This is a genomic window from Deinococcus sp. AB2017081, from assembly GCF_034440735.1.
Classification (GTDB): domain Bacteria; phylum Deinococcota; class Deinococci; order Deinococcales; family Deinococcaceae; genus Deinococcus; species Deinococcus rufus.
This window is the reverse complement of record NZ_CP140098.1, coordinates 2516678-2538079: the sequence shown is the minus strand read 5'-3', so window position 1 is coordinate 2538079 and position 21402 is coordinate 2516678. Positions and strand designations below refer to the sequence as shown.

Annotated in this window: 22 protein-coding genes; 15 read left to right on the top strand and 7 right to left on the bottom strand. The window is 69.8% G+C overall.

The features are described from left to right. Positions 1 to 74: 74 nt before the first annotated feature. The 3 genes from U2P90_RS12365 (at position 75) to U2P90_RS12355 (ending at position 2895) form a co-directional block, all read left to right on the top strand. The gene (locus tag U2P90_RS12365) at positions 75 to 1160 is read left to right on the top strand and encodes a PA0069 family radical SAM protein (protein WP_322472353.1); all 1086 of its coding nucleotides are present in this window, start codon (positions 75 to 77) and stop codon (positions 1158 to 1160) included. 80 nt (positions 1161 to 1240) lie between these two features. Continuing rightward, on the top strand, positions 1241 to 2527 hold the full coding sequence (locus tag U2P90_RS12360; protein WP_322472352.1) for a 3-isopropylmalate dehydratase large subunit: 1287 nt from the start codon (positions 1241 to 1243) through the stop codon (positions 2525 to 2527). Continuing rightward, positions 2524 to 2895: an inorganic pyrophosphatase gene (locus tag U2P90_RS12355; RefSeq protein WP_322472351.1), complete on the top strand. Its 372-nt coding sequence runs from the start codon at positions 2524 to 2526 to the stop codon at positions 2893 to 2895. The genes U2P90_RS12360 and U2P90_RS12355 overlap by 4 nt, the downstream gene beginning before the upstream one ends. 115 nt (positions 2896 to 3010) lie before the next feature. On the opposite strand, the gene U2P90_RS12350 is transcribed toward U2P90_RS12355, so the two are convergent. Together U2P90_RS12350 and U2P90_RS12345 are read right to left on the bottom strand one after the other, a co-directional pair. Further along, positions 3011 to 3481 (bottom strand): hypothetical protein, encoded by a 471-nt coding sequence (locus tag U2P90_RS12350; protein ID WP_295815329.1) that lies wholly within the window; start codon positions 3479 to 3481, stop codon positions 3011 to 3013. A gap of 26 nt (positions 3482 to 3507) precedes the next feature. After that, positions 3508 to 3879 (bottom strand): roadblock/LC7 domain-containing protein, encoded by a 372-nt coding sequence (locus tag U2P90_RS12345; RefSeq protein ID WP_295815328.1) that lies wholly within the window; start codon positions 3877 to 3879, stop codon positions 3508 to 3510. A 187-nt stretch (positions 3880 to 4066) separates the two neighbouring features. On the opposite strand from U2P90_RS12345, the gene U2P90_RS12340 reads away from it, so the two are divergent. The 8 genes from U2P90_RS12340 (at position 4067) to U2P90_RS12305 (ending at position 10527) form a co-directional block, all read left to right on the top strand. Beyond that, positions 4067 to 4393: an ArsR/SmtB family transcription factor gene (locus U2P90_RS12340; protein ID WP_295815327.1), complete on the top strand. Its 327-nt coding sequence runs from the start codon at positions 4067 to 4069 to the stop codon at positions 4391 to 4393. Positions 4394 to 4475: 82 nt separating this feature from the next. Next, positions 4476 to 4973, top strand: a complete 498-nt coding sequence (locus U2P90_RS12335) for a homoaconitate hydratase (RefSeq protein WP_322472350.1) — start codon at positions 4476 to 4478, stop codon at positions 4971 to 4973. Positions 4974 to 5106: 133 nt separating this feature from the next. After that, the gene (locus U2P90_RS12330; protein WP_295815322.1) at positions 5107 to 5451 is read left to right on the top strand and encodes a hypothetical protein; all 345 of its coding nucleotides are present in this window, start codon (positions 5107 to 5109) and stop codon (positions 5449 to 5451) included. Between the two features lie 56 nt (positions 5452 to 5507). Then, on the top strand, positions 5508 to 5681 hold the full coding sequence (gene lysW / locus U2P90_RS12325; RefSeq protein ID WP_295815321.1) for a lysine biosynthesis protein LysW: 174 nt from the start codon (positions 5508 to 5510) through the stop codon (positions 5679 to 5681). A 78-nt stretch (positions 5682 to 5759) separates the two neighbouring features. Then, on the top strand, positions 5760 to 6626 hold the full coding sequence (gene lysX / locus U2P90_RS12320; protein WP_322472349.1) for a lysine biosynthesis protein LysX: 867 nt from the start codon (positions 5760 to 5762) through the stop codon (positions 6624 to 6626). Positions 6627 to 6798: 172 nt separating this feature from the next. Continuing rightward, positions 6799 to 9012, top strand: coding sequence for an HD-GYP domain-containing protein (locus tag U2P90_RS12315; protein ID WP_322472348.1), 2214 nt, complete (start codon positions 6799 to 6801; stop codon positions 9010 to 9012). A 98-nt stretch (positions 9013 to 9110) separates the two neighbouring features. Next, positions 9111 to 9902, top strand: coding sequence for a pyrroline-5-carboxylate reductase (gene proC, locus U2P90_RS12310; RefSeq protein ID WP_322472347.1), 792 nt, complete (start codon positions 9111 to 9113; stop codon positions 9900 to 9902). Positions 9903 to 9957: 55 nt separating this feature from the next. Further along, on the top strand, positions 9958 to 10527 hold the full coding sequence (locus tag U2P90_RS12305) for a hypothetical protein (RefSeq protein WP_295815314.1): 570 nt from the start codon (positions 9958 to 9960) through the stop codon (positions 10525 to 10527). Between the two features lie 4 nt (positions 10528 to 10531). Here U2P90_RS12305 and U2P90_RS12300 read toward each other — a convergent pair whose 3' ends face one another. Then, complete coding sequence (locus tag U2P90_RS12300) at positions 10532 to 11173, bottom strand: glycosyltransferase family 2 protein (protein WP_295815312.1); 642 nt, start codon at positions 11171 to 11173, stop codon at positions 10532 to 10534. Positions 11174 to 11265: 92 nt separating this feature from the next. Between U2P90_RS12300 and U2P90_RS12295 the strand changes: the two genes are divergently transcribed. Beyond that, entirely contained in the window at positions 11266 to 13095 is a 1830-nt protein-coding gene (locus U2P90_RS12295; protein WP_322472346.1) for an arginine--tRNA ligase, read from the top strand. A 457-nt stretch (positions 13096 to 13552) separates the two neighbouring features. Here U2P90_RS12295 and U2P90_RS12290 read toward each other — a convergent pair whose 3' ends face one another. Then, positions 13553 to 14332 (bottom strand): DUF554 domain-containing protein, encoded by a 780-nt coding sequence (locus U2P90_RS12290; protein WP_322472345.1) that lies wholly within the window; start codon positions 14330 to 14332, stop codon positions 13553 to 13555. A gap of 257 nt (positions 14333 to 14589) precedes the next feature. Here U2P90_RS12290 and U2P90_RS12285 point away from each other — a divergent pair, with 257 nt between their 5' ends. Beyond that, complete coding sequence (locus U2P90_RS12285) at positions 14590 to 14793, top strand: helix-turn-helix domain-containing protein (protein WP_295815307.1); 204 nt, start codon at positions 14590 to 14592, stop codon at positions 14791 to 14793. 168 nt (positions 14794 to 14961) lie between these two features. Then, complete coding sequence (locus tag U2P90_RS12280; protein WP_322472344.1) at positions 14962 to 15681, top strand: hypothetical protein; 720 nt, start codon at positions 14962 to 14964, stop codon at positions 15679 to 15681. A gap of 16 nt (positions 15682 to 15697) precedes the next feature. On the opposite strand, the gene U2P90_RS12275 is transcribed toward U2P90_RS12280, so the two are convergent. The 3 genes from U2P90_RS12275 to U2P90_RS12265 are packed head-to-tail and all read right to left on the bottom strand — an operon-like array spanning position 15698 to position 18382. After that, positions 15698 to 16960: a cytochrome P450 gene (locus U2P90_RS12275; protein ID WP_322472343.1), complete on the bottom strand. Its 1263-nt coding sequence runs from the start codon at positions 16958 to 16960 to the stop codon at positions 15698 to 15700. After that, the gene (locus U2P90_RS12270; RefSeq protein WP_322472342.1) at positions 16953 to 17744 is read right to left on the bottom strand and encodes a DivIVA domain-containing protein; all 792 of its coding nucleotides are present in this window, start codon (positions 17742 to 17744) and stop codon (positions 16953 to 16955) included. Before U2P90_RS12270 ends, U2P90_RS12275 begins: the two co-directional genes overlap by 8 nt. Next, positions 17741 to 18382, bottom strand: coding sequence for a YggS family pyridoxal phosphate enzyme (locus U2P90_RS12265; RefSeq protein WP_322472341.1), 642 nt, complete (start codon positions 18380 to 18382; stop codon positions 17741 to 17743). The genes U2P90_RS12270 and U2P90_RS12265 overlap by 4 nt, the downstream gene beginning before the upstream one ends. Positions 18383 to 18639: 257 nt before the next feature. On the opposite strand from U2P90_RS12265, the gene U2P90_RS12260 reads away from it, so the two are divergent. After that, positions 18640 to 21294, top strand: a complete 2655-nt coding sequence (locus U2P90_RS12260) for a BamA/OMP85 family outer membrane protein (protein ID WP_295815299.1) — start codon at positions 18640 to 18642, stop codon at positions 21292 to 21294. Positions 21295 to 21402: the final 108 nt, after the last annotated feature.

The window sequence follows — 21402 nt, the reverse complement described above, 5'->3', positions numbered from 1 at the left end:
TCGAGCACGAGGATCTGGCCACGGTTGAGTACGTCCCTGATAGAATCTGCGGTCAATATTCTGTACACTGACGTATGACCGAGCCGCGTGCCACCTTTCCCAGCGTGCGGGGTCGGGGCGCGGCGTTCAACGTGCCGGTGCGGTTCGAGCGCCTGTCGTACGACCCGCACGACACGGCCGAGGAGGGCTTCGAACTGCGGGAGCACGCGCCCCGCACGCAGTTCTTCCGCGACCACGCCCGCACCATCATCGCCACGAACACCTCGCCGGACATTCCGTACCGCGCCAGCATCAATCCGTACCGGGGCTGCGAGCACGGCTGCGCGTACTGCTATGCCCGGCCCACCCATGAATTCCTGGGCCTGAGCGCGGGCCTGGACTTCGAGTCCAAGATCATGGTGAAGCTGGAGGCTGCCCCGCTGTTGCGCAAGGAACTGGCGGCCCGCAGGTGGACACCGCAGGTCATCGCCATGAGCGGCGTGACCGACATCTACCAGCCGGCCGAGCGGCACTACCGCCTGACCCGCGCGTGTCTGGAGGTGCTGCTCGACCACCGCAACCCCGTGTCGCTGATCACCAAGAACGCGCTGATCACCCGCGATCTGGACGTGCTCGCCGAACTCGCCCGCCGGAACCTCGTGCGGGTGGCCCTGAGCATCACCACGCTGGACGAAGCGCTGCGCCGCAGCATGGAGCCCCGCACCAGTACGGCTCAGGCCCGGCTGGACGCGGTGGCCCGGCTCACGGAGGCCGGCGTGCCGGTCAGCGTGATGGTCGGCCCGGTCATCCCTGGCCTGAACGACGAGGAACTGCCGCGCATCGTCCGCGAGGCCGCCCGTGCCGGAGCGGTCAGCGCCGGGTACAACGTCGTGCACTTTCCCGGCGTGACCGCCGACCTGTTCATGGACTGGCTGACGCGCGAGCAGCCGCAGCGCCGCGCCCGCGTGGAGGCGCTCATCCGTGAAGTGCGGGGCGGCGAACTCGACGACCCCCGCTTCGGGCAGCGCATGACCGGCACCGGGCCGTATGCCGAGCAGCTCCGTGCGCTGTTCCGGGCCGCGGTGCGACAGGCCGGGATGCGCGGGCACGCCTCACCGCTGGACACGTCCCGCTTCCGGGTGCCTACGGCCATGCCGTCGCTGTTCGACCTCCCGGACTGACCTGTCAATCGGCAGGCGCGGCGCCACGAATTCCAGTCAAGCTCACGCCGCGCCCGTGGTGATCGCGCAGAATACCGGGCATGAGCGAAGCAGCGAACCGCCCGCAGACGATGGCGGAGAAGATCCTCTCGCGGCGGGGCGACCGCGCCGTGTATGCCGGTGACCTCGCGGTGGTCGAGGTGGATCAGGTCATGGTCGTGGATTCCATCGCGCAGAGCTTCATCGAGCGCATGCAGAGGGATCTGGACGCGCTGCCGAAGTTCCCCGAGCGCGTCAGCATCGTCATCGACCACGTGGCCCCGGCGTCGACCGTCAGCGTCGCCCAGGCGCAGAAGGAGGCCCGCGAGTACGCCGCGCAGACGGGCGTGCGCCTGTTCGACGTGGGGCGCGGCATCTGCCACCAGGTGCTGATGGAGGAGGGGCTGGCCCGTCCCGGCTGGATCGTGCTGGGCAGCGACAGCCACTCGACGACCTACGGCGCGGTGGCGGCCTTCGGCACCGGCATGGGCGCGACCGACATCGCCCTGGCCGCCGCGAGCGGCAAGACGTGGCTCAGGGTTCCGGAGAGCGTCAAGGTCAGCTTTACCGGCGACCTGCGCCCTGGGGTGACCGCGAAGGATGTGGCGCTGGAGATGATCCGCGTGCTCGGCGCGGACGGCGCGACCTACCAGAGCATCGAGATGCACGCCGCTGACCGCTTCACCCGTGGCGAGCGCATGACCCTGGCGAACCTGTGCGTCGAGGCCGGGGCGAAGGCCGGACTGGTCGTGCCCGGTGGCGAGATCCTGACCGGCTACGGCTACGACGTGCCGGACTGGGTCTACCCCGACGACGGCGCGACCTACGTGCAGACCGTCGAGATCGACCTGTCGGCCCTGAACCCCCGCATGTCCGCCCCGAACGAGGTCGACAACGTCTACGACGTGGCCGAGCTGCGCGACCAGCTGCGGGACACCCCCATCGATCAGGTATTCATCGGCACCTGCACCAACGGGCGCATCGAAGATCTGCACGCCGCCGCCGCCGTGCTGCGCGGCCAGAAGGTGGCCCCCGGCACCCGCCTGCTGGTCATCCCCGCCAGCTCCGAGGTCATGGAACAGGCCATGGCGGACGGCACGCTGCTGACCCTCCAGCGGGCCGGGGCGGTGCTGGGCACGCCGGGCTGCGGGCCGTGCATGGGCCGCCATCAGGGCGTGCTCGCGCCGGGCGAGGTCTGCGTGAGCACCAGCAACCGCAACTTCATCGGCCGCATGGGCGACAAGGACGCGCGGATCTATCTGGCGTCGCCCGCCGTGGCCGCCGCGACCGCGGTCATGGGCCGGATCGCGCTTCCGTCGGACGTGGGGCACGCGGCAGTGGGCGCGTGAGCGACGGCGAACCCTTCTGGAACGTCCTCGACGCGCTGGTGGCCGCCTCGGAGGTCGTCGTGGAACGCCCGGCGGGCAGCCCGCACCCGCGCTATCCGGACAGCACGTACCCGCTCGACTACGGCTGCCTGCGCGGCACCCGCTCCAGCGACGGGGCCGACATCGACGTGTTCGTGGGTCGGCCCGGCGCGCGGGACGTGACGGGCATCGTGGCGACCGTGGACGCCGTGAAGCGCGATGCGGAGGTCAAGGTGCTGCTCGGCTGCACGCCCGCGCAGGCCGACGCGGTACGGGCCTTCCTGGACTGGCCGGGCTCGTTCGGCGGCGTGGTGACGCTGCGGAAACCCGCAGGGCGAGCCGGTGACTGACGGCACACGGCCCCGGAACGTCCACGTTCCGGAACCGGCGGGAGGCAACTCACAGCGGTGTTCAGGTTCGCCCCGGGGCGGAACCGATGCCCCTCACTCCCCCTGACACCTGCTGTCAGTCGAGTGGAGTGAACTCGAAGGTGTCGGTGTCGCTGCCGCGCAGGACGCTGGCGATGTGCCGGCCGAGGTAGCTGCGCCCGGTGATCTCCTCCAGCGCTCCCCACACGGCACCGAGCGTGAACGTGCACTCGCGCGGGCTGCCCTGGGGTTCGCCGGCACTGCACACGGTTTCCCGCGTCTCGATGATGATCCGGCCAGCGTCTTCATACGAACGCGTCACGGCACACAGCCGGGTGCCGCTGGCGCCCAGGGCGGTGTTGAGCAGAGGCGCGAGTTCCGGGGTGGGCAGCGCCGTGTGGGAGACGCCGAGTTCCCGGGCGAGGCTGTGGCCGCGCACGCGCCCGGCACGGATGAACACCACGGCGGCTCCGTCGGTGCCGAGCGTGTCCTCGACGCCGGTGATGACGGCCTTGAAGCAGACGATGTTGCTGAAATCTCCGACATGGGGACGGTACTGGTGGGTCATGGTCACTCCTGGGGACGCGTGGGGAATTACAGGATGGCGGCGACGGCCTGCGCGGTCTCGCGCGCTTCCATGTGCAGCAGGCCGAGGTTGGCGTCCGGTGGCGTCACGACGGCGAGGACGGCCCGGGCGCCGGCGGTGTAGAAGAACACCTGTCCGGAGTGACCCGCCACACTCATCTCGCTGAGCGTCCCGGTGCCGAGCGTGTCGCTGATCCGCTTGCCGAGGCCGTTGGCCGTGGCCGCCATGGCCGCCACGCGCGAGGCGTCGGTGTTGTCGCTGAAGGACTTGGCGATCGGCAGCCCGTCGGACGTGGCGACGAGGGCACCGCGCACGTCGGGCATGGCGCGGCGCAAGGCACTGAGGGCAGTGTCGAGGCGATCAGTCTTGCTTGCAGTCATGGAACGCTCCTTTCCGGGTGGGTGCAGGACACGCGTCACGCCCGGTCATGTCTCTAACTTAATATTCGAATATAACAATGTTCTCACATGGCCTGGGGTGAAGGGTGTGCCCCCGGCGGAGGCCTCCTGCCGCGGTGGGAGTCGGCCAGGCCGCGGTTCCCACATGGGCCTCGGGTACACTGCCCGTGTGAAGCAGGGCATCCACGTCTACAAGGCCACGCTGTTCAAGGCCCTCAGCCACCCCCTGCGTCTGGCCATCCTCGACGCCCTGCGAGACGGGGAAAAAACGGTGACCCAGCTTCAGGAGCTCACGGGCGGTGAGCAGGCCACCATCAGCCAGCACCTCAAGGTGCTGCACACCCAGCACTTCGTCGCGTTCCGGAAGGACGGAACCCAGGTCTACTACCGCAACGAGGATCCGGAAGTGTACCTGTTCCTCGATCTGGGCCGTCAGGTCTACGAGCGGCAGCTCCACCGCCAGCGCGATCGTATCGACGCCATCCGGGAGCTGTGACGCCGGACTGGGACGCCTTGAACAGACGCCTGTGCGGAGTGGCCCGCGTCCCGGTCTACCCTGGAACCTGAGAGGACGTTCCATGCCCAGAATCTGGAAATTTGGCGACAGTGTAAATACCGACGACATCCTGCCCGGCAAGTTCGCGCCGTTCATGGCGGGCGAGGATGTCTTTCAGACGTTCGCCTTCCATTACATCCGCCCGGAATTTGCCGCCCAGGTGCAGCCCGGCGACGTGCTGATCGGCGGGCGCAACTGGGGCCTGGGCTCCAGCCGCGAGTACGCCCCGGCTGCCCTGAAGAAGCTGCGAATCGGCGGGATCGTGGCCCCCAGCTTTGCCCGCATCCACTACCGCAACCTGCTGAACCTGGGCATCCCGGCCTTCGAATACGACCTGACCGGCCTGCTGAACGACGGCGATCAGGTGTCGCTGGACGTGAACTCCGGCGTGCTGACCCACCCAGGCGGCACGGTGCAGCTCCCGCCGCCGCCGGAATTCCTGCGTGAGGCGCTGGCCGAGGGCAGCATCCTGGCCTTCTTCAAGAAGCACGGCCGCTTTCCCGGCGAGAAACCCACCTAGATCAGGTGTCAACAGACATGTGTTCTGTTGAACGGGTGGAGCGGGTGAATGGTGCCGAGCAGTCGGGAGAATGGAAGCGTCAGGCGGTCTGTGTCTGACGCTGGAATTCGGACGACTGCTCTAAACTGAGCGCATGGCGACGCTGGAAGTGGAATGCCCCGTGTGCTTCGAGGTGCTGGAACTGACCGATGACGACCGGGCGGGGCTGGAGGTCGGGGACGTGATCGTGTGCGATTCCTGCAACGCGGAGATGGAGGTGACCCGTAACGCCGGCGGCGAGGACTTCGAGCTGGAGCTGCTGGGCGTGCTGACGACCTGCCCGAACTGCGGCGAGGAGTTCGAGGTCACCGAAGACCTCGTGGCCGCGGCCCCCGTGGTGCAGAGTTCGGACGGGGTCGAGGTCAGCATCGTGCCGTGTCCACACTGTCAGGCGAGGATCGAACTCGAATTTGCTCCGGACAGCGACGCAGCTGTCTAGCTGATTTCACGCGACAGGATTCAGAGCGGCTAGCGTATCAAACGCAAGGAGTAACCATGTCTGTCATTCAATTTGAAAACCCTGAAACCGGTGCGACCATCGAACTGACCAACCCCGAGCTGGGCGAACTCGTCATCGACGATGAAACCGGTGTGGAATACGAGGTCGTGTCCATCGACCCGCCCCGCCTGGAAGCCGCGCCCAACGAGGCGGAGGACTGGGGCGAGTAAGTGGCCGGCACCCAGCGGTCAGTCCGGGCGACGTCCGGCTGACCGCTGGGTGTAGAGCACCCCTCCCCGGAACCCACCATGGCTGAACTTGCCGTCCTGTATGACCGCATCCGCCCCGACGAGAAGATGCTCTTCGAGGCCCTCGACGGGCTGGGCGTGCCCTACGACAAGGTGTACGTCCCGCAGCTGAAGCTGACCTTCGATGACCACGGAGCCGCGCAGGTGCCGTGGAGCGTCGCCCTCGAGCGCTGCGTGAGCCAGACGCGCGGGCACGCGGTCACCCGCGCCCTGGAGGGCTTCGGCGTCCAGGTCATCAATCCGGCGCACGTCATCGAGCTGTGCGGTGACAAGCTCGCCACGAACGCGGCGCTGCACTCGGCCGGACTGCCCACGCCCCGCACCGGGGTGGCCTTCGACGGCGACACGGCCCTGGAGCTGATCGAGGAGATGGGCTATCCCATCGTCCTGAAGCCCACCGTGGGATCGTGGGGCCGGATGGTCAGCCGCCTGAACGACCGCGCCGCCGCCGAGGCGGTCATCGAGCACAAGGAGGTGCTCGGTGGCCCCGCACATGGAGTCTTCTACGTGCAGGCGCTGGTCGACAAGCCGCAGCGTGACATCCGTGCGTTCGTGGTCGGGGGCGTGTGCATCGGCGCGATCTACCGCACCAGTGCACACTGGATCACCAACACGGCGCGCGGCGCGACGGCCAGCAACTGCCCGGTCACGCCCGAGATCGCTGACCTGGCGGTGCGGGCCGCGACGGCGGTACAGGGCCAGATCGTCGCCATCGACCTCGTGGAGGATCCGCACGCCAGCAATGCGTGGGGCGGTCTGACCATCATCGAGATCAACCACACCATGGAATTCAAGAACTCGGTCTCCACGACCGGTGTCAATATCCCCCGCACGATGGGGGAGTACGCGATCAGCCAGCTGCGCTGACGTCGGGTTGAGCACGTTCCGGCGCGCCGTGCCCAGTACACTGCGGTCAGATACGGGCACCGGGGAGGCGAGGACGGTGGACAGCGAGCATGAGGTGGAGCCGGAAAGCACACAGCGACGCAGCGACCCACCGGAGGGGCCGCACCCGGGTGCCCATGCTGTCGTTCCGGCCGTGGCGACGCCGGTGCGGTTGCGGCTGGGGGTGGATGGCGACCTGGAACTGCACCCGGCGACTCCACCGGTCGCCCGGCAGGCCGCGTATACACGGCTGAGCGGCGTGACCCTGCAGGCGCTGCTCGGCGCCCGCTGGGGCATCCCGCAGCACCTGCTTCCACCCACCCGACTGCACGGGGACGCCACCGTGGCCGCGCACGCCGTGCTGACGGCCGATCTCCGTGACCCGGCCGGGCCGGACGGACACTGGCTGAACCTGGTGTGGCAGGCCGACGCGCCGGCCGGCGCACCCAGCGTCCCGGTGCCCCGTCGGGTAGCGATCCCCCCGGACGTCCTCGCGTGGGCCGATCTGAGCCCTGAAGACGCCCTGAGTGCGGCGGGCGAACTCCTGCGCGAGTGCGGCGTCGCCCATGTCGAGGTGACCGACGGTGTCAGTCTGTACCAGCTGATCGTCGGCGACGGCCCGGTGCCCGACGGTGGTCATCGGCTGCTCCTGGGCTCTGCGGCGGAACCCCTGGGTCAGATCACCCTGAGCGTGGCCCCGGAGGCGGCGCCGGACGCGGTGCACGGCGCCGCGTGGATGCTGGGGCAGGTCTGCCGCCAGGCGATCCTGAGCAGCGAGGTGCGGCGCAAGGAACATGCTGCCCTGCGCGGCACCGACCTGCAGCGCGCCGTGCTGTCGGTGGTCGGGGGCGACGCGCCGCCGGAGGCCGCCCTGTATGCCGCGACCCGGCTCCTGCATGCGCAGGCGGGAACCCGGGTCATGGCCCATGCCGCCGGCGCGGTTCCGGAGGCCTACGGCGGCTGGCTGACCGACGATCTGCGCCGGCAGGTGACCGCGCGTCTGGCCGCCGGTGGGGATACGCGCCCCACCTACGCTGTCACGCCGGCCGAGCATGCCCCGGTGCTGATCGTCCCCCTGCCCGCCCAGGGCCTGCGGCGCGGGGCGTGGGTCTTCCAGCTCAGCCGCCGGCCGTGGTTCGTGCGCCCACATGTGCTCGACGCGCTGCTGGAGGCCGCCCGCCACCCGGTGCACCTGCACGGGGCGTGGAGCCCCCCGTCGCCGGAGCCCCTCGTGCCCGAGGAACGGGCGCCGCGCAGCGTGCTGGGTCTGCTCCAGAATCTGGTCGATCTGGACGCTCCGTCGGCCGTGGCCGCCCAGGGCCTGCACTACCTGACCCCGTCAGGCAGCGGCGCGTGGGGTGCGTATCTGGCGGTGCGCACCAGCCCGGACGATGGCCCCGGCGGCGGCACCGTGATCCTGAGCAGCATCCTGCGCACCGGGGCCGACCACGATCATCCCCCACCCAGCGCCGTGCAGGCCGTGGTGGCCGCGTTCTGGCACACCGTGGGCCGGGCGGGCGGCCTGAGCCTGAGTGCGCCGCACCCCCTGCTCGGCGCAGCCCAGCGGCGGCTGTCGCTCGCGCCGGTGCGCGCGGCCGGCACGGGCCGGGTCACGGGGGTCTTGCTGGTCGGCAACGGCCCCGAGGATGCCCGTACCGATGCGCAGCTGCCCACCCTGCTGGCGGTGCTGGCCCAGCAGGTGGGGCAGGCGGCGGAGCGGCAGCTGGCCCTGCGGCAGCTGTCCCGGACGCGGGAGCAGACCTTCCGGGTGCTGGGGCGGGTGCTCGAATACCGCAGCTACGAGACCAAGGGACATACGGACCGGGTGACGAGCATGGCGCTGCAGTTGGGCCTGCGCCTGAACCTCAGCACGGATCAGCTCACGGTGCTGCGCTGGGGCGCATACCTGCACGACATCGGCAAGATCGGGATCACGGACGCCATCCTGCACAAGGACGGCCCCCTGGACGATCACGAACGGCGCGAGATGCACGAGCACGTCATCATCGGGGAGGCGCTGCTGCGCGAACAGGATCTGGTGCCCGAGGGTGTACTCGAAATCGTGCGGTTCCACCACGAACGCTGGGACGGGCGCGGCTACCCCGATGGAACGCGCGGCGAGGCCATCCCCCTGCTGGCACGGGTGTTCTCGGTGGTGGACGTGTACGACGCCCTGATCAGTGAACGCACCTACAAGCCCTCGTGGACGCAGGAGCAGAGCCTGTCCGAACTGGCGCGGCTCTCCGGGCACGCCCTCGATCCTGTCCTGACCCGCGTGTTCTGCGACATGGTGCGCCGCGGCGACCTGAGTGAGGGCACGGGAGCCGGCGGCGCCCCGCTGACGCCCCCCGGGGTCTCGGCCGACTGATCCGGCGTGGATGGCCTCCCGGGCCACACCCGACACATCTGCACAGCGGCGCCTGTGCGTGCCCGGCGCGGCGCAGGGCCGCCCCTATACTGCCGGGCATGAAGCTCGTGATCGTCGGCGTCGGGAAGCTTGGGCTGGCCCTGCTGGAGGGTGTGACGGCCCGTGGAGTCATCCCCGCAGCCCAGATCGGCCTGCTGGACGCCAACGCGGCACGGGTCGAGGACATCGCTGCCCGCACCGGGGCCCGCGCGGTCACGCGGGCCCACCTGGGGGACGCCGAACGCATCCTGGTGGCCCTGCAGCCGCGCGTGTTCCCGGAGGTGAGCGAGTGGCTCGCCCGCGAGAACATCGGGTACATCAGCACCATGGCGGGCGTGAGCGTGGCCACGCTCGTGCGCCGGCTGGGGACACAGCGCGTCGTGCGGGTCATGCCCAACCTCGCGGCCACCATCGGGCGCAGCCAGACGGCCATCACCGGCCCGCGCGAGGCCCAGGACGCCGGCGACCTGGCGTTTGCCCGCGACCTCTTCGGCGCGGTCGGGGACGCCTACGAACTGCCCGAGCACCTGTTCAACGCCTTCACCGGCATGAGCGCGAGCGGCCCCGCCTACGTGGCGGTCGTGGCCGAGGCGCTGGCCGACGGCGGCGTCCGCATGGGGCTGCCGCGTCCGCTGGCGAACGAACTCGCCGCGAAGCTCCTCGTGTCGACCGGGGAACTGCTCCAGCGACGGGCGCATCCGGGCCTGCTCAAGGACGAGGTCGCCAGTCCTGGCGGCACCACCATCGCCGGTCTGGAAGCGCTGGAAGCCGCCGGTGTGCGCGGCGGTCTCATGAAGGCGGTGATCGCGGCCACGCGGCGCGGCACCGAACTCGGTCACGATCAGGAGTAACGCGGGCCGGCCGGTCAGACCGCTGTGACGCCCCTCCACCTACACTCGCGCGGACATGACCGCTCCTGCCTCTCTTCCTGCCCGCCACCGGATGGGCGCGGCGCTGCTCGTGCTGGCCCTGGGTGGGGTTCAGGCGGCCCCGCTGCCCGGATACTACCCGTACCAGTCCGGCACCCGCTGGACCTACACCAGCGGTGAGATGCAGGTCGTCGGCCCGGCGGTCGTGCACCGGGGCGTGACCGTCACGCCGGTCAGCCATCTGTACGGGGGGACGACCTACTCGCAGGATCTGCTGGAACTTCGGGCGGACGGCAGCGTGTGGCTGCGCGGCGTGAACACCGGGGGCCGCCTGGCGTGGTTTTCGGTGCCACTCACGGTGTACCCGCCCGGCCCGCTCCATCCCGGCATGGCCTGGTCGAGTGCGAACACGGCCATGACCCTGCGCAGCAAGGTCACCGGCATGAGCGCCCTGAAGCTCCCCAGCGGCACCTTCAACGCCCTGACGATCCGCACCGACACCACCGTGAAGGGCCGCGTGACCACCCAGACCACGTATTTCGTCCCGACCCTGGGCATCGTGCGCTACCAGACGGCCGACGGCTCGGTCATCGACCTGCAGCGCTAGCGCCCTACTTGCGTCTGGCGCGGTACGTCAGGAGCTGGGCGTACATGCGGGTGCGGGCCCCGGCTCCCTTCCAGAAGCCGCGCTTCTTCTCCTTCACGACCTGGGCCACGCTGGGCAGCTCGATGTAATCCCAGCGGGCGCCGGTGGCCTTCAGGTGGGCCGTGATCGCCGGTTCGGGCCAGCGCTCGTCGGTCAGGTGGGGCACGGCCAGCAGCCACTCGCGCCGGGCGGCCCGCTGCCCGCTCAGGTGCGGCGTGAGCTTGTTGCCCCAGTCGGTCACGAAGCCGCCGCCCTCGAACACGCCGATGCTCATGTCCAGGGTGCCGTCGAGCACCGGCTGTACCAGGCGCTCCAGGTGGGCGGGGGTCAGCCCGGTCAGGTCGGCGTCGAGCATCACGACATACGGCGCGTCGGTCGCCGCGAGGGCCGCTCCCAGCGCCCGGCCCTTGCCCCCGTTCTCGTGCAGTTCCACCACCGTGGCGCCGGCGGCCCGTGCCACGGCCGCCGTGTCGTCCGTGCTGCCGTCCGAGGCGACGACGATCTCCGGTGTGAACTGCTGCGCGACCCGCACGACGTCCGCGACCGTCCCGGCCTCGTTGAAGGCAGGGATGACGACCGCGATGCGCGGCCCGGGACGGTCGGACATGCCGACCATGCTACGGGGTCCCGACCATCATGGGCGATCCCGGCCACGGGGCCCGGCCCGGTCCGGCGCAGCGTGCCGTACACTCCGGTGTTATGGATCTCAAGTCGCAACTCAAGCACGCGGTCGAGGCCGCCGCCGCCCAGCTCGGCATGCCGGTGGACGCCGCCATCCAGGAGACCCCGGCCAGCAAGCCCGGCGACTACGGCACCCCCGCGGCCTTTCAGATGGCCAAGAGTGCCGGCGGGAATCCCGCGCAGATCGCGGGCCAGCTTGCCCAGACGGTGCAGCTGCCGGCCGGTTTCAAGCGGGTCGAGGCCGCCGGGCCGTTCCTGAACTTCTTCCTGGACGGCGGGGCCTTCGTGCAGGGTGTGGTCGCCACGCCCTTTGCGATGCCCGCTCAGGGCGGCAAGGTCGTCATCGAGCACACCAGCGTGAACCCGAACAAGGAACTGCACGTCGGGCACCTGCGCAACGTGGTGCTGGGGGATTCGATGGCCCGCATCTTCCGTGCGGCGGGGCACACGGTCGAGGTGCAGAACTACATCGACGACACCGGGCGGCAGGCCGCCGAGAGCCTGTATGCCATGGAGCACTACGGCCGCGTGTGGGACGGCGTGCAGAAGTACGACCACTGGCTGGGCGAGGGCTACGTGAAGCTGAATGCCGACCCCGTCAAGCCCGAGCTGGAGGCCGGCATCCGGGACGTGATGCACAAGCTGGAGGCCGGCGTGCTGCGGCCCCTGGTCGAGCAGACGGTGCGGGCCCAGCTGGAGACCTGCTTCCGCATCGGCGCGACCTACGACCTGCTGGTGTGGGAGTCCGACGTGGTCGGCAGCGGCTTCCTGGCCCAGGCGCTGGACATGCTGGAGGGCAGCGAATACACCTCGCACCCCACCGAGGGCAAGTTCGCGGGGGCCTTCGTCATGGACGTCTCGCCGTTCATGCCGGGGCTGGAGGAACCGAACGTCGTGCTGCGCCGCTCCGACGGCACGGCCATGTACGTCGCCAAGGACATCGGCTACCAGTTCTGGAAGTTCGGGCTGTTCGAGGGCATGCAGTTCCGGCCCTTCATGGACGACCCGAGTGGCAAGACCATCTGGACGAGCGTGCCGGATGGCGATCCCGACACCGGCCGCCGCTTCGGCCACGCGGGCGAGGTCATCAACGTGATCGACTCGCGCCAGAAGCACCCGCAGATGCTGGTGCGGAGCAGCCTGGGCGTGGCGGGCGAGCGGGAGAAGGAGCAGCGCAGCATCCACCTCAGTTACGAGTTCGTGAACCTGAACGGCCAGACCATCAGCGGCCGTAAGGGGATCACGCTGGCGGTGGATCACGCGCTGGAGGAGGCGGGCCGCCGGGGCTTCGCGGAGCTGAGCGCCAAGAACCCGGAACTCGCCCAGCGCCCGGACGCGCCCGAGATCGCCCGGCGCATCGGTGTGGGGGCGCTGCGCTTCGCGATGCTGCGCAACGAGCCGAGCCGCTCCTTCGACTTCGACCTCGACAAGGCGAGTTCGCTCAGTGGCGACACTGCGCCGTATATCCAGTACGCCGCCGTGCGTGCCGCCAACATCCTGCGCAAGGCCCAGGAGGCCGGGTACGCCGTGGACGGCACCGAGGCCGACTGGGAGGCGATGCCGGATATCGACGTGATGCTCGCCAAGCAGGTGGCGAAGCTGCCGGAGGTCGTCGAGCAGGCCGTCCGCGCCCACTCGCCGCACGGTGTCGCGCAGTACGCCCTGGATCTGGCGACCACCTTCAATGCCTGGTACAACGCCAAGGACAAGCGCGGCAAGCCCGCCACGAACGTCCTGCTCTCGGAACCCGGTCTGCGTGAGGCGCGGCTGGCCCTGGTCGCGCGCCTGCGTCAGGCCTTCGAGGAGACCCTCGACCTGATCGGCATCGAGATTCCTGCCGCCATGTGACGTGATGGCGGCAGGACAGATCCGGGGGGCTGACGGTGTGGATTCGCCACGGTCAGCCCCCCGGTGGTCTCCGGCCATCCTGTTCACCCCCACGCCGGCACCGCGCCGCCGACGGCTGAGCGTCGGGGCGCGGGTCACGGGGACAGTGGTGTCGTCCGGAACGGAGTGGGCGTTGCACACCGCTACGGGCGTGCGCCGATTCTGACCCGGCCACCGGCGCACATTGCCGGCGGGAATCCGGGAGACGGTGGAACCGGAGCGGGGCGGACGGATCGCCAGTCGCACCGGCAGAACAGGCCTCGAATTGGTACTAACCTCCTCCGAGGTGTGTGCACTCTAGCGGCCGAATCTGATGGGCGGCTGAACGCGAAAGTGCTGTGCTGAACGCTTAAGACGGTGTGCCGTGCAAGCGCTTACATGGCAGATCGGTGAGGGCGGAGGGTCGCTGCCTCGTTCCTCAGCTGCCGGTCAGCCGGATGGCGATCCACAGTGCCAGCGGACTGACCAGCAGGGCCGGCAGCAGGCTCCCCACCCGCACCCGCCGGTCGTCGAAGCCCAGCCCCGCCAGCATCAGGTTCCAGCTGATCCCGATGATCGTCACGCCGCCGACGCCCGTGACCAGCAGGACGTACAGGTTGGTGCGGAGCCCCTCGGGATCGGCGCCTCCCAGCACCCCGGCCGCAAGGGCACCGGCCCCCAGACTGATCCCGCCCTGCACGACCAGCACGGTCAGGGCGCTGAACCCGACACCGAGGCCGTACACGCCGGCCAGCGCCAGCGCCGCGATTCCGTCCAGCACGCTCTTGAGGACATAGGTGGAGCTGTCGCCGGTCAGCCCGTTCTGCAGGCCGCCGATCACGGTCATGGGGCCGACACAGAACAGCAGGCTCGCCGCCACGAAGCCCTCGGTGAAGCGTCCACTGCCCCGGAAGCGCGTGCGCAGGCGCTCGCCCAGACCCTCCAGGCGATCCTCGAGGCCCAGCGCTTCACCGATCACGGCCCCGACGGCCAGGCCCAGCAGGGCCAGGATGACGCCGGGCACCGCCCCACCGCTCACGCGGTTGAGGGCCCCCGCCATGTCCAGTCCGATGAACAGCACGGCCAGGCTCAGGGTCTGGAGCAGGGTGCGCTGGGTGCGCTGGGGCAGGCGGCCGCCCACGCCCAGGCCGATCAGGGTGCCCAGCACGACGACGACGACGTTGACCAGGGTGCCGGAGAGCTGGGAGAGCAGGGTCATCGCCGGTGATGCTAGTGCACCGGTCGGCACCTCATGACCCCCACCGGGAGTCCTGACCACACCTTTACAGTTGACCGTGCCCTGACCGTGCGTGTGTTACGCTCGGCGCACCTTGATGCGCGTCCTCGACCGATCCGGAGTTCCGTGCCCAGGGGGCAGCGGCCCCGGCGGCGGCGCGTGGGTGACCGAACTCAACCGACCTGAATTCCTGCTGGGGCCGCCGTGTGGCGGCCCCACGCGCTTTTCCGGAGGGCTGCATGACCTTGAGTGAACAGTTCCAGACCCTGCCCAAGCTCCTGAAAGTTGCCGAAGTGGCAGACTTCACTGGCACTCACGAACGCACGGTGCGCCGATGGATCCGTGACGGCCGGCTGGGCGCGGTCGAGCACGAGAGCGGTCTGAGGGTGCCGCGCCGTGCCCTGTGGCGCTTCCTGGGCCTGGATCTGGCCCTCAGCGCCTGAGGGCCGACAGGGTTCGGCTCTCGGCGGGCTCGCCTGTGGGCTGCGACACCTGCGGTGGGCTGACCTCCCGGTGTGACGTGGATCGACGGGTATCCTGACCTCGATGTGGACAGGCGGAGCGAGACGGGTCGTCCGGTGCGGGCGTCGGCGCGCCGGGGCAGGTCGGCCATGAGTCTGGCAGCTGCCCTCGACGCCGGGCGGGCCGACGTACACGCGATCTACGCGGCCCTGCCCAAATCCGAACAGGCGACGGCCGCGTCCCTGGCGCTGGCGTATGGCCGCCCTACGCTGGCGGCGGAGTGGGCAGGCGATCCCCGACATCCGCAGCCCCAGACGGCAGCCGCCGCACTGCTGCGCCTCGGGCAGGCGTCCGCGGCCCAGGTCATGCTGGATGACCTGCCGGACACCGCCCGCACGGCCGTGCTGCGGGCACGCGCACACTGGCAGCTGGGGCACCGGGCCGATCAGGTCGACGTGGCCCGGATCCTGGCCCGGCGCGAGGGAGACACGCCCGCACTCACGGCGGCGGTCACGCTGGCCGGTGAACAGTCCCTGGGGGCACCCTACGCCGCGCTGCGCATCCTGGCCGAGGGTCTGAAGGTCGCTGAGCAGACCGGCCAGCCGGCCGACGCCCACCTGCTGGCCATGGTTGCGCACGCGCAGGTGCACGTGGGCGGCACCCGGGGCCGCCGCACCGCCGAGCGCGCCCTGGAACGCAGCGTGGCCCGCAGTCCGGCCCGTGTGCTGTCTCTGCTCGCCCTGAACCGGGACGCCGACGCCCTGCGCGAGGCACGCGACGGAGAACTGCATCCCGTGTGGTGGGAGGCCCTGCGTGGCGGGCGGCCAGCGCGGACTGCCCGCGTGTCCAGTCCGCCCGACGACGGCTGAACACGCCACCCCGGGCCTATCCGCCAGTCACGTCCAGCCGGGCCAGGCCTCGGATCACGAAACCGCCCGTGTACTGTCCGAGCTCGTCCGGATCGCACAGGCGCAGCTCGGGCAGGGCGCGGCACAGCGCCCGCAGGCTCAGCGCGAGCTCCAGGCGGGCCAGCGGAGCGCCCAGGCAGTAGTGGATGCCCAGGCCGAAGGTCAGGTGGGGATTCGGCTGGCGGGTCAGGTCGACCTCGTCCGGACGGTCGAAGGCGGCAGCATCGCGGTTGCCACTGGCGTATAGCAGCGCGACCCGGTCACCCGGATGCAGGTCGGCCCCGTGCAGGGTCAGCGGTTCCAGGACGATCCGCTCGAACATCGGCAGGGGGGTGTCGAAGCGCAGGAGTTCCTCGACGGCCGTGCGGAACACCGGCAGGCTGCCGTCCTGTCCGGCGGCCTGAACCAGCGTGCGCCACAGGTGGGGGCGGCGCAGCAGCGCCAGGGTTCCGGCCGACAGGCCGTTCACGCTGGCCTCGTGTCCGGCATTCAGCAGCAGGATGGCGGTATCCACGAGTTCCTGTTCGCTCAGGCGGTCACCGCCGTCACTGGCGTGTGCCAGCGCCGTGATCAGGTCGTCCTGGGGATCGCGGCGGCGCTGGGCACGCAACTCGCGCAGCAGCGCACTGAACTCCTGAACCGCCCGTTCGGCGGCGTCCTGATCCTGAGGGGTGGCCGTGGGCTCGTAGAGTTTCACGATGGCCGCCGACCATGGCCGCAGGTGATGGCGCTCGGCTTCCGGAACGCCGAGCAGTTCGGCGATCACCGCGACGGGCAGCGGTTCGGCATACGCGCTGACCAGATCGAAGGAACCGGTGCCGCGCAGGGTGCCGAGCTGGGCGGCCAGCATGGCCTCGATGCGCTCCTGGAGCGCCTCCACACGGCGTGGCGTGAATGCCAGCTGCACCAGTGAGCGCAGCCGCGTGTGCTTGGGGGGCTCGCTGTCGAGGAGGTGGTTACTGTTGAAGGCGTCGAACGTCGCCTGGCGCGGATCCGGGAGCGGCCAGCCCAGCTCGTCGCGGGAGTAGCGGTGCAGGGCGCTGCGGCCGAAGCGGCGATCTCTCAGCACGCTCCCGATGTCCGCGTGGCGGGTCAGGACGACACGGTTCAGGTGCGGATCGTAGACGGCGGGGGCCGTCCGGCGGAGCTCGGCCAGGGTCGGATACGGGTCGCGCACGAAGGCCGGATCGGTGACGGGCAGCGTGACCTGGGGCAGCGTGGTGCCGCCGGACTCACGCACCCTGCTGGGTCTCCCGGGCCCGCAGGGGATCGTGGCTGCCGGCGCTGTCGTCCTGGGCCGCGCTGACCACCGGGACGCCGTCCGTGGGCAGAACCTCCCCGGCGGCCGGCATCTGTGGCGGGGGCATCAGCTCGTGAACGGGCAGTCGGGGAGCGCCCAGGGCCGTGTCGGCCGGCAGCTGGTGCAGCGCGGACATCTCGTTGAACGACGACATCAGCGAGCGGTATGCACTCAGGAAGTGCGCGTACTCCCCCCGGACACCGGACAGCCGCGCCGTGAGTTCCGAGTGGCGCTCGGTGAATTCCCGTTCCAGTTCCATCAGGCGCTGCGCCTGCATCCGGTCGCGCTCCAGCGTCAGGTCATGCAGCTGCCGCTCGAGTTCCGCGAAGCGGGCGCGGAACACCGCCTCCAGCGCGGCCGTGCGGGCCTGGTGCCGGGACTCCAGTTCGGCCGCGCGGCTGTGGGCGTCGCGCAGCACGCCCTCGCGCTGCGTGGTGGCCTGGGCCACCAGCAGTTCACTCTCGCGCGCGGCGTTTTCACGCAGCTCATGGGCGATCCGCTCGGCCGAGACCACGGCACGCCGGATCTCGTCCTCGTGCTGCTTGCGCTCGTCGAGCTGCTTCTCGAGATCCGTGAGGTAGTCCTGCTGCTCCTGCTGGCGCTGCAACAGCACCTCGAAATCCTCGGCGAGGTCGTTCAGGAAGGCGCGGACGCTGTGCCGGTCGTACCCGGACAGCCGCTGTGGAAACTCCTGGTGGCGGATGTCGAGCGGCGTGGATTTCACGTGAACAGACTCCTTCCCACCCGGATCAGGGTGGCACCGGCCTGCACGGCGAGGGGGTAGTCGGCGCTCATGCCCATGCTGAGTTCCGGCAGGCCCAGGTCGTGCGCTCGGGCGGCCGTCTCCTGGAACACCCGCAGGATACCCGCCGGATCCGCGCCGGCCCGCTCATCGGGCGCGATGACCATCACGCCGCGCACCTGCAGGCCGGTGGCCTGAACCGCGGCGAGCGTGGCGGGCAGATCGTGGGGAGGGACGCCGTGCTTCTGGACCTCGCCGTTGTGGAGCTGGATCAGCACGTCCGGGGCGTGGCCCCAGCCCTGGGCCGCCTGCGCGATGGCCTCGGCCTGCCACACCGCCTCGATGGTGTGGATCAGGGCGACCCGGCCGAGGTACTTGATCTTGTTGCGCTGCAGTGGCCCGATGAAATGCCACTCGAGCTCGGGGCGCTGCGTGGACTTGTCGCGCAGCTCCTGACCCCGGCTCTCGCCCAGCGGGAACGGGCCGTGGGGCAGAATCTGGGCGCCGATCTCGTCCAGGGTATGGCCCTTGGTCACCGCGACCAGTCGGGCGCTTCCGGCGGGTCGGCCGGCATCACGCTCCGCGGCGCGCAGGCCCGCGAGCACCTGGGGCACGCTCACCGGTCGGGCCCGGGCCGGTGCAGGGGTGTCAGGGAATGGGAGCCGCTCATCTCGATGATTGTCCCGCACGCGGGCGGCCAGCTCAAGTCCATCGTGGCCGGCGTCTGCACGCCGTTCCTCCGGAGCGCATCTTCACCCTTCTCAGCATCCGAGCCGCAAGTGTGGGAGCAGGCCGCGCCGTGCCCGGCCCCCCAGCGCACTAGAGTGTGGCGGCGCTGCGGGGCGACTTCAGGCCAGTGCGCGACACTAGGAGAATCATGCGACACCCCCTCACGCTTGCCGTCACCGTCCTCCTCGCTGCGCCTGCCGTCGCCCAGACGGCCGGCACCGTGCAGGATGTCACGGTCGTCGGCACCAGTGAACTGCTGGCCAATTTCCTGAGCGCCACCCTGACCATCCAACCCGGTGCGCCCCTCTCCAGCGTCAACCTGCGGCAGGTGGAACAGGAAGTCATCGCCAGCGGCTATTTCAAGACGGCGGTGGCCGAACTCCGCACCGTCAACGGCCGGGATACCCTCCAGATCACGGTCACGCCCAACCCCACCATCGGGGCGGTGGACGCCACCGGGCTGACCTTCCTGCCGGCCGACGGCTTCAAGAAATCCATCGGTGAACTGCTGAACATCGCGCCCGGCGCGACCCTGAACACCCAGCGCCTCGATCAGGCCAGGGAAGCGCTCGCCACCAACTACTCGGCCGAGGGGTATCCCTTCGCGCCGAGCATCAGCACGGATGTCAAGACCGCCGCCGACGGCACCGCCACGGTCAGCTTCGTGGTCGACGAGACCGCGCCGATCAAGCGGGTCGAGGTGGCCGGCGTGACGCAGCTCCCGGCCGCGACCGTCACCGCGATCTTCAAGCCGCTCTACGACGCCAAGAAGTTCACGCCCGACGCGTACTACGCGGCAGTGAACCAGCTCCAGCAGGCGTATGACCAGGCCGGCTACCTCCAGAGCGGCGTGAACACCCGCACCAGCGTCCTGACCGACGGTGTCCTGAAGGTCAACGTGGTCGAGGGCCGGGTCGCGGCGGTGGACACCAGCGATCTGGGCGAGGTCACGGGCACCCTCCAGACCCAGACGGGCAAGCCGGTCACGCTCGCCAGCCTCCAGGCCGATGTCCGCACCCTCGCCAACCAGACCGGCAAGCCCGTGGGCTTCGCGCTCCAGCCCGACGCGCAGGATCCCTCGCGGGTCACCGTGCTCTTCGGCGCGGCCGATGTCGCGAGTGGGCCGGTCAAGAGCATCGCGGTGAGTGGCAACAGCCTGATCCCGACGGCGCAGCTCCAGGCCGCGATCAAGACCAAGGTCGGCGATACCTATACCCCGCAGCTCGCCCAGGAGGACTTCCTGGCGCTGCGCGACCTGTACCGCAAGCAGGGCTACGAGATCAGTACGCGCGACGCCATCGCGTTCGACCAGGGCGTCCTGACCTACACGATCCGCGAGGTGAAGCTGGTCGGCTACGAGCTGCAATGGGCGGGCAAGCACCGCACCGTCGACCGCGTGATCCTGCGCGAACTCCCGGCGCCCGGCAGCGCCTTCAACCTGAATACCCTGCGCGCCTCGCTGGGCTCGATCGCCCGCCTGGGCTTCGTGAAGGTGACCACCGAGACGGTGCGCAGCGATCCCCAGAATCCGGAGAACGTCACGTATGTCCTGGGCCTGAGCGAGACCACGACCGGCATCCCGGTCAACCTGGGCCTGACCTACGATTCCTTCGCCGGCGGATTCGGTGGCGACGCCGCATATACCAACAACAACGTGTTCGGTCTGGCGCACACGTTCTCGGTGGGGATCGGTGCCCAGCAGAACCAGGCCGGGCAGAACCTCGTCGGCAACGTGTCCTACACCATCCCGTGGCTGGATCTGGACTTCCTGGACTTCCGTAAGACGCCGACCAGCGTGGGCGTGTCGGCCGGCAGCACGGTCACAGGCAACACGCCCATCCTGACGACCGACGGAAGCGGTACCCTCACTGGCACGGACGGCACCACGGTCGTCACGCCCGATCCCGGCAGCGATACCGGCTTCGACTACACCACCCGCACCACGAGCTTCAGCGTCACGGCAGGCCGCAGCCTGACCCAGAACCTGCGGGCCAACCTCGGGGTCGGGGTGTCGTACCGCACCTACTACATCGAGGCCCTGGAGGCCGACAGCACCACGGCGGTGGATGGTGCCAACGCCAAGGTAAAGGTCAAGTCCACGGACGTCGCCGGGACGGTCAGCGAGACCGAGGTGCTGGTCACCCCCGCGTACGCCACCCCGCTGATCCCGGATGCCTCGGTCACGACCCGGCTCAGTGGCAGCCTGACCTACGACAGCACCGACAACCCCGAGTTCCCGGGCAGGGGCCTGCGCGGCGGGCTGGCCGCCGGCTACAACATCGGCCGCCAGGGGGATACCCCGCTGTCGTGGGCCGATGCCCAGGTCGGGGTCAGTACGTACTACGGCTTTGGCCGCACGCTGGAGAAGGAACTGAACGTGCAGACCAAGCAGCAGGTCTTCGCCGTGCGCGTGAATGCCGGCACGATCCTGGGTGCTGGCACGGCGCCGGCCGGTACCGGCTACTCGATCGGCGGCGGCAGCAGCAACACCGCGTTCCAGCTGCGTGGTCTGGACAATGCCCAGCTGTTCGGCACCAACTACGTGACCAGCAGCGCCGAATACCGGTATGACTTCGGCCTGAAGTCCGGGATCGCGCAGGGCCTGTATGGCGTGCTGTTTGCCGATGCCGGCACCGCGTGGAGCGACACCACGGCTGCGACCCTGAACTACGGCTTCGGCGCGGGCGTGCAGCTGAACCTGGGGATCGGCGGCACCCTGCTGCCCAGCCTGCGCTTTGACTACGGCTACTCCCCGCAGAACGGCAGCGGCAAGTTCTCGTTCCGCCTCGGCAACTTCTGGTAATACAGCGCCGATGGAACCGGACATCCTCATGACCGGGATGTCCGGTTTGCCGTGTGGGCGCTACCATGCCCGGATGACCTCCGACCTGTCTGCTCTTCGTGGAGGTGC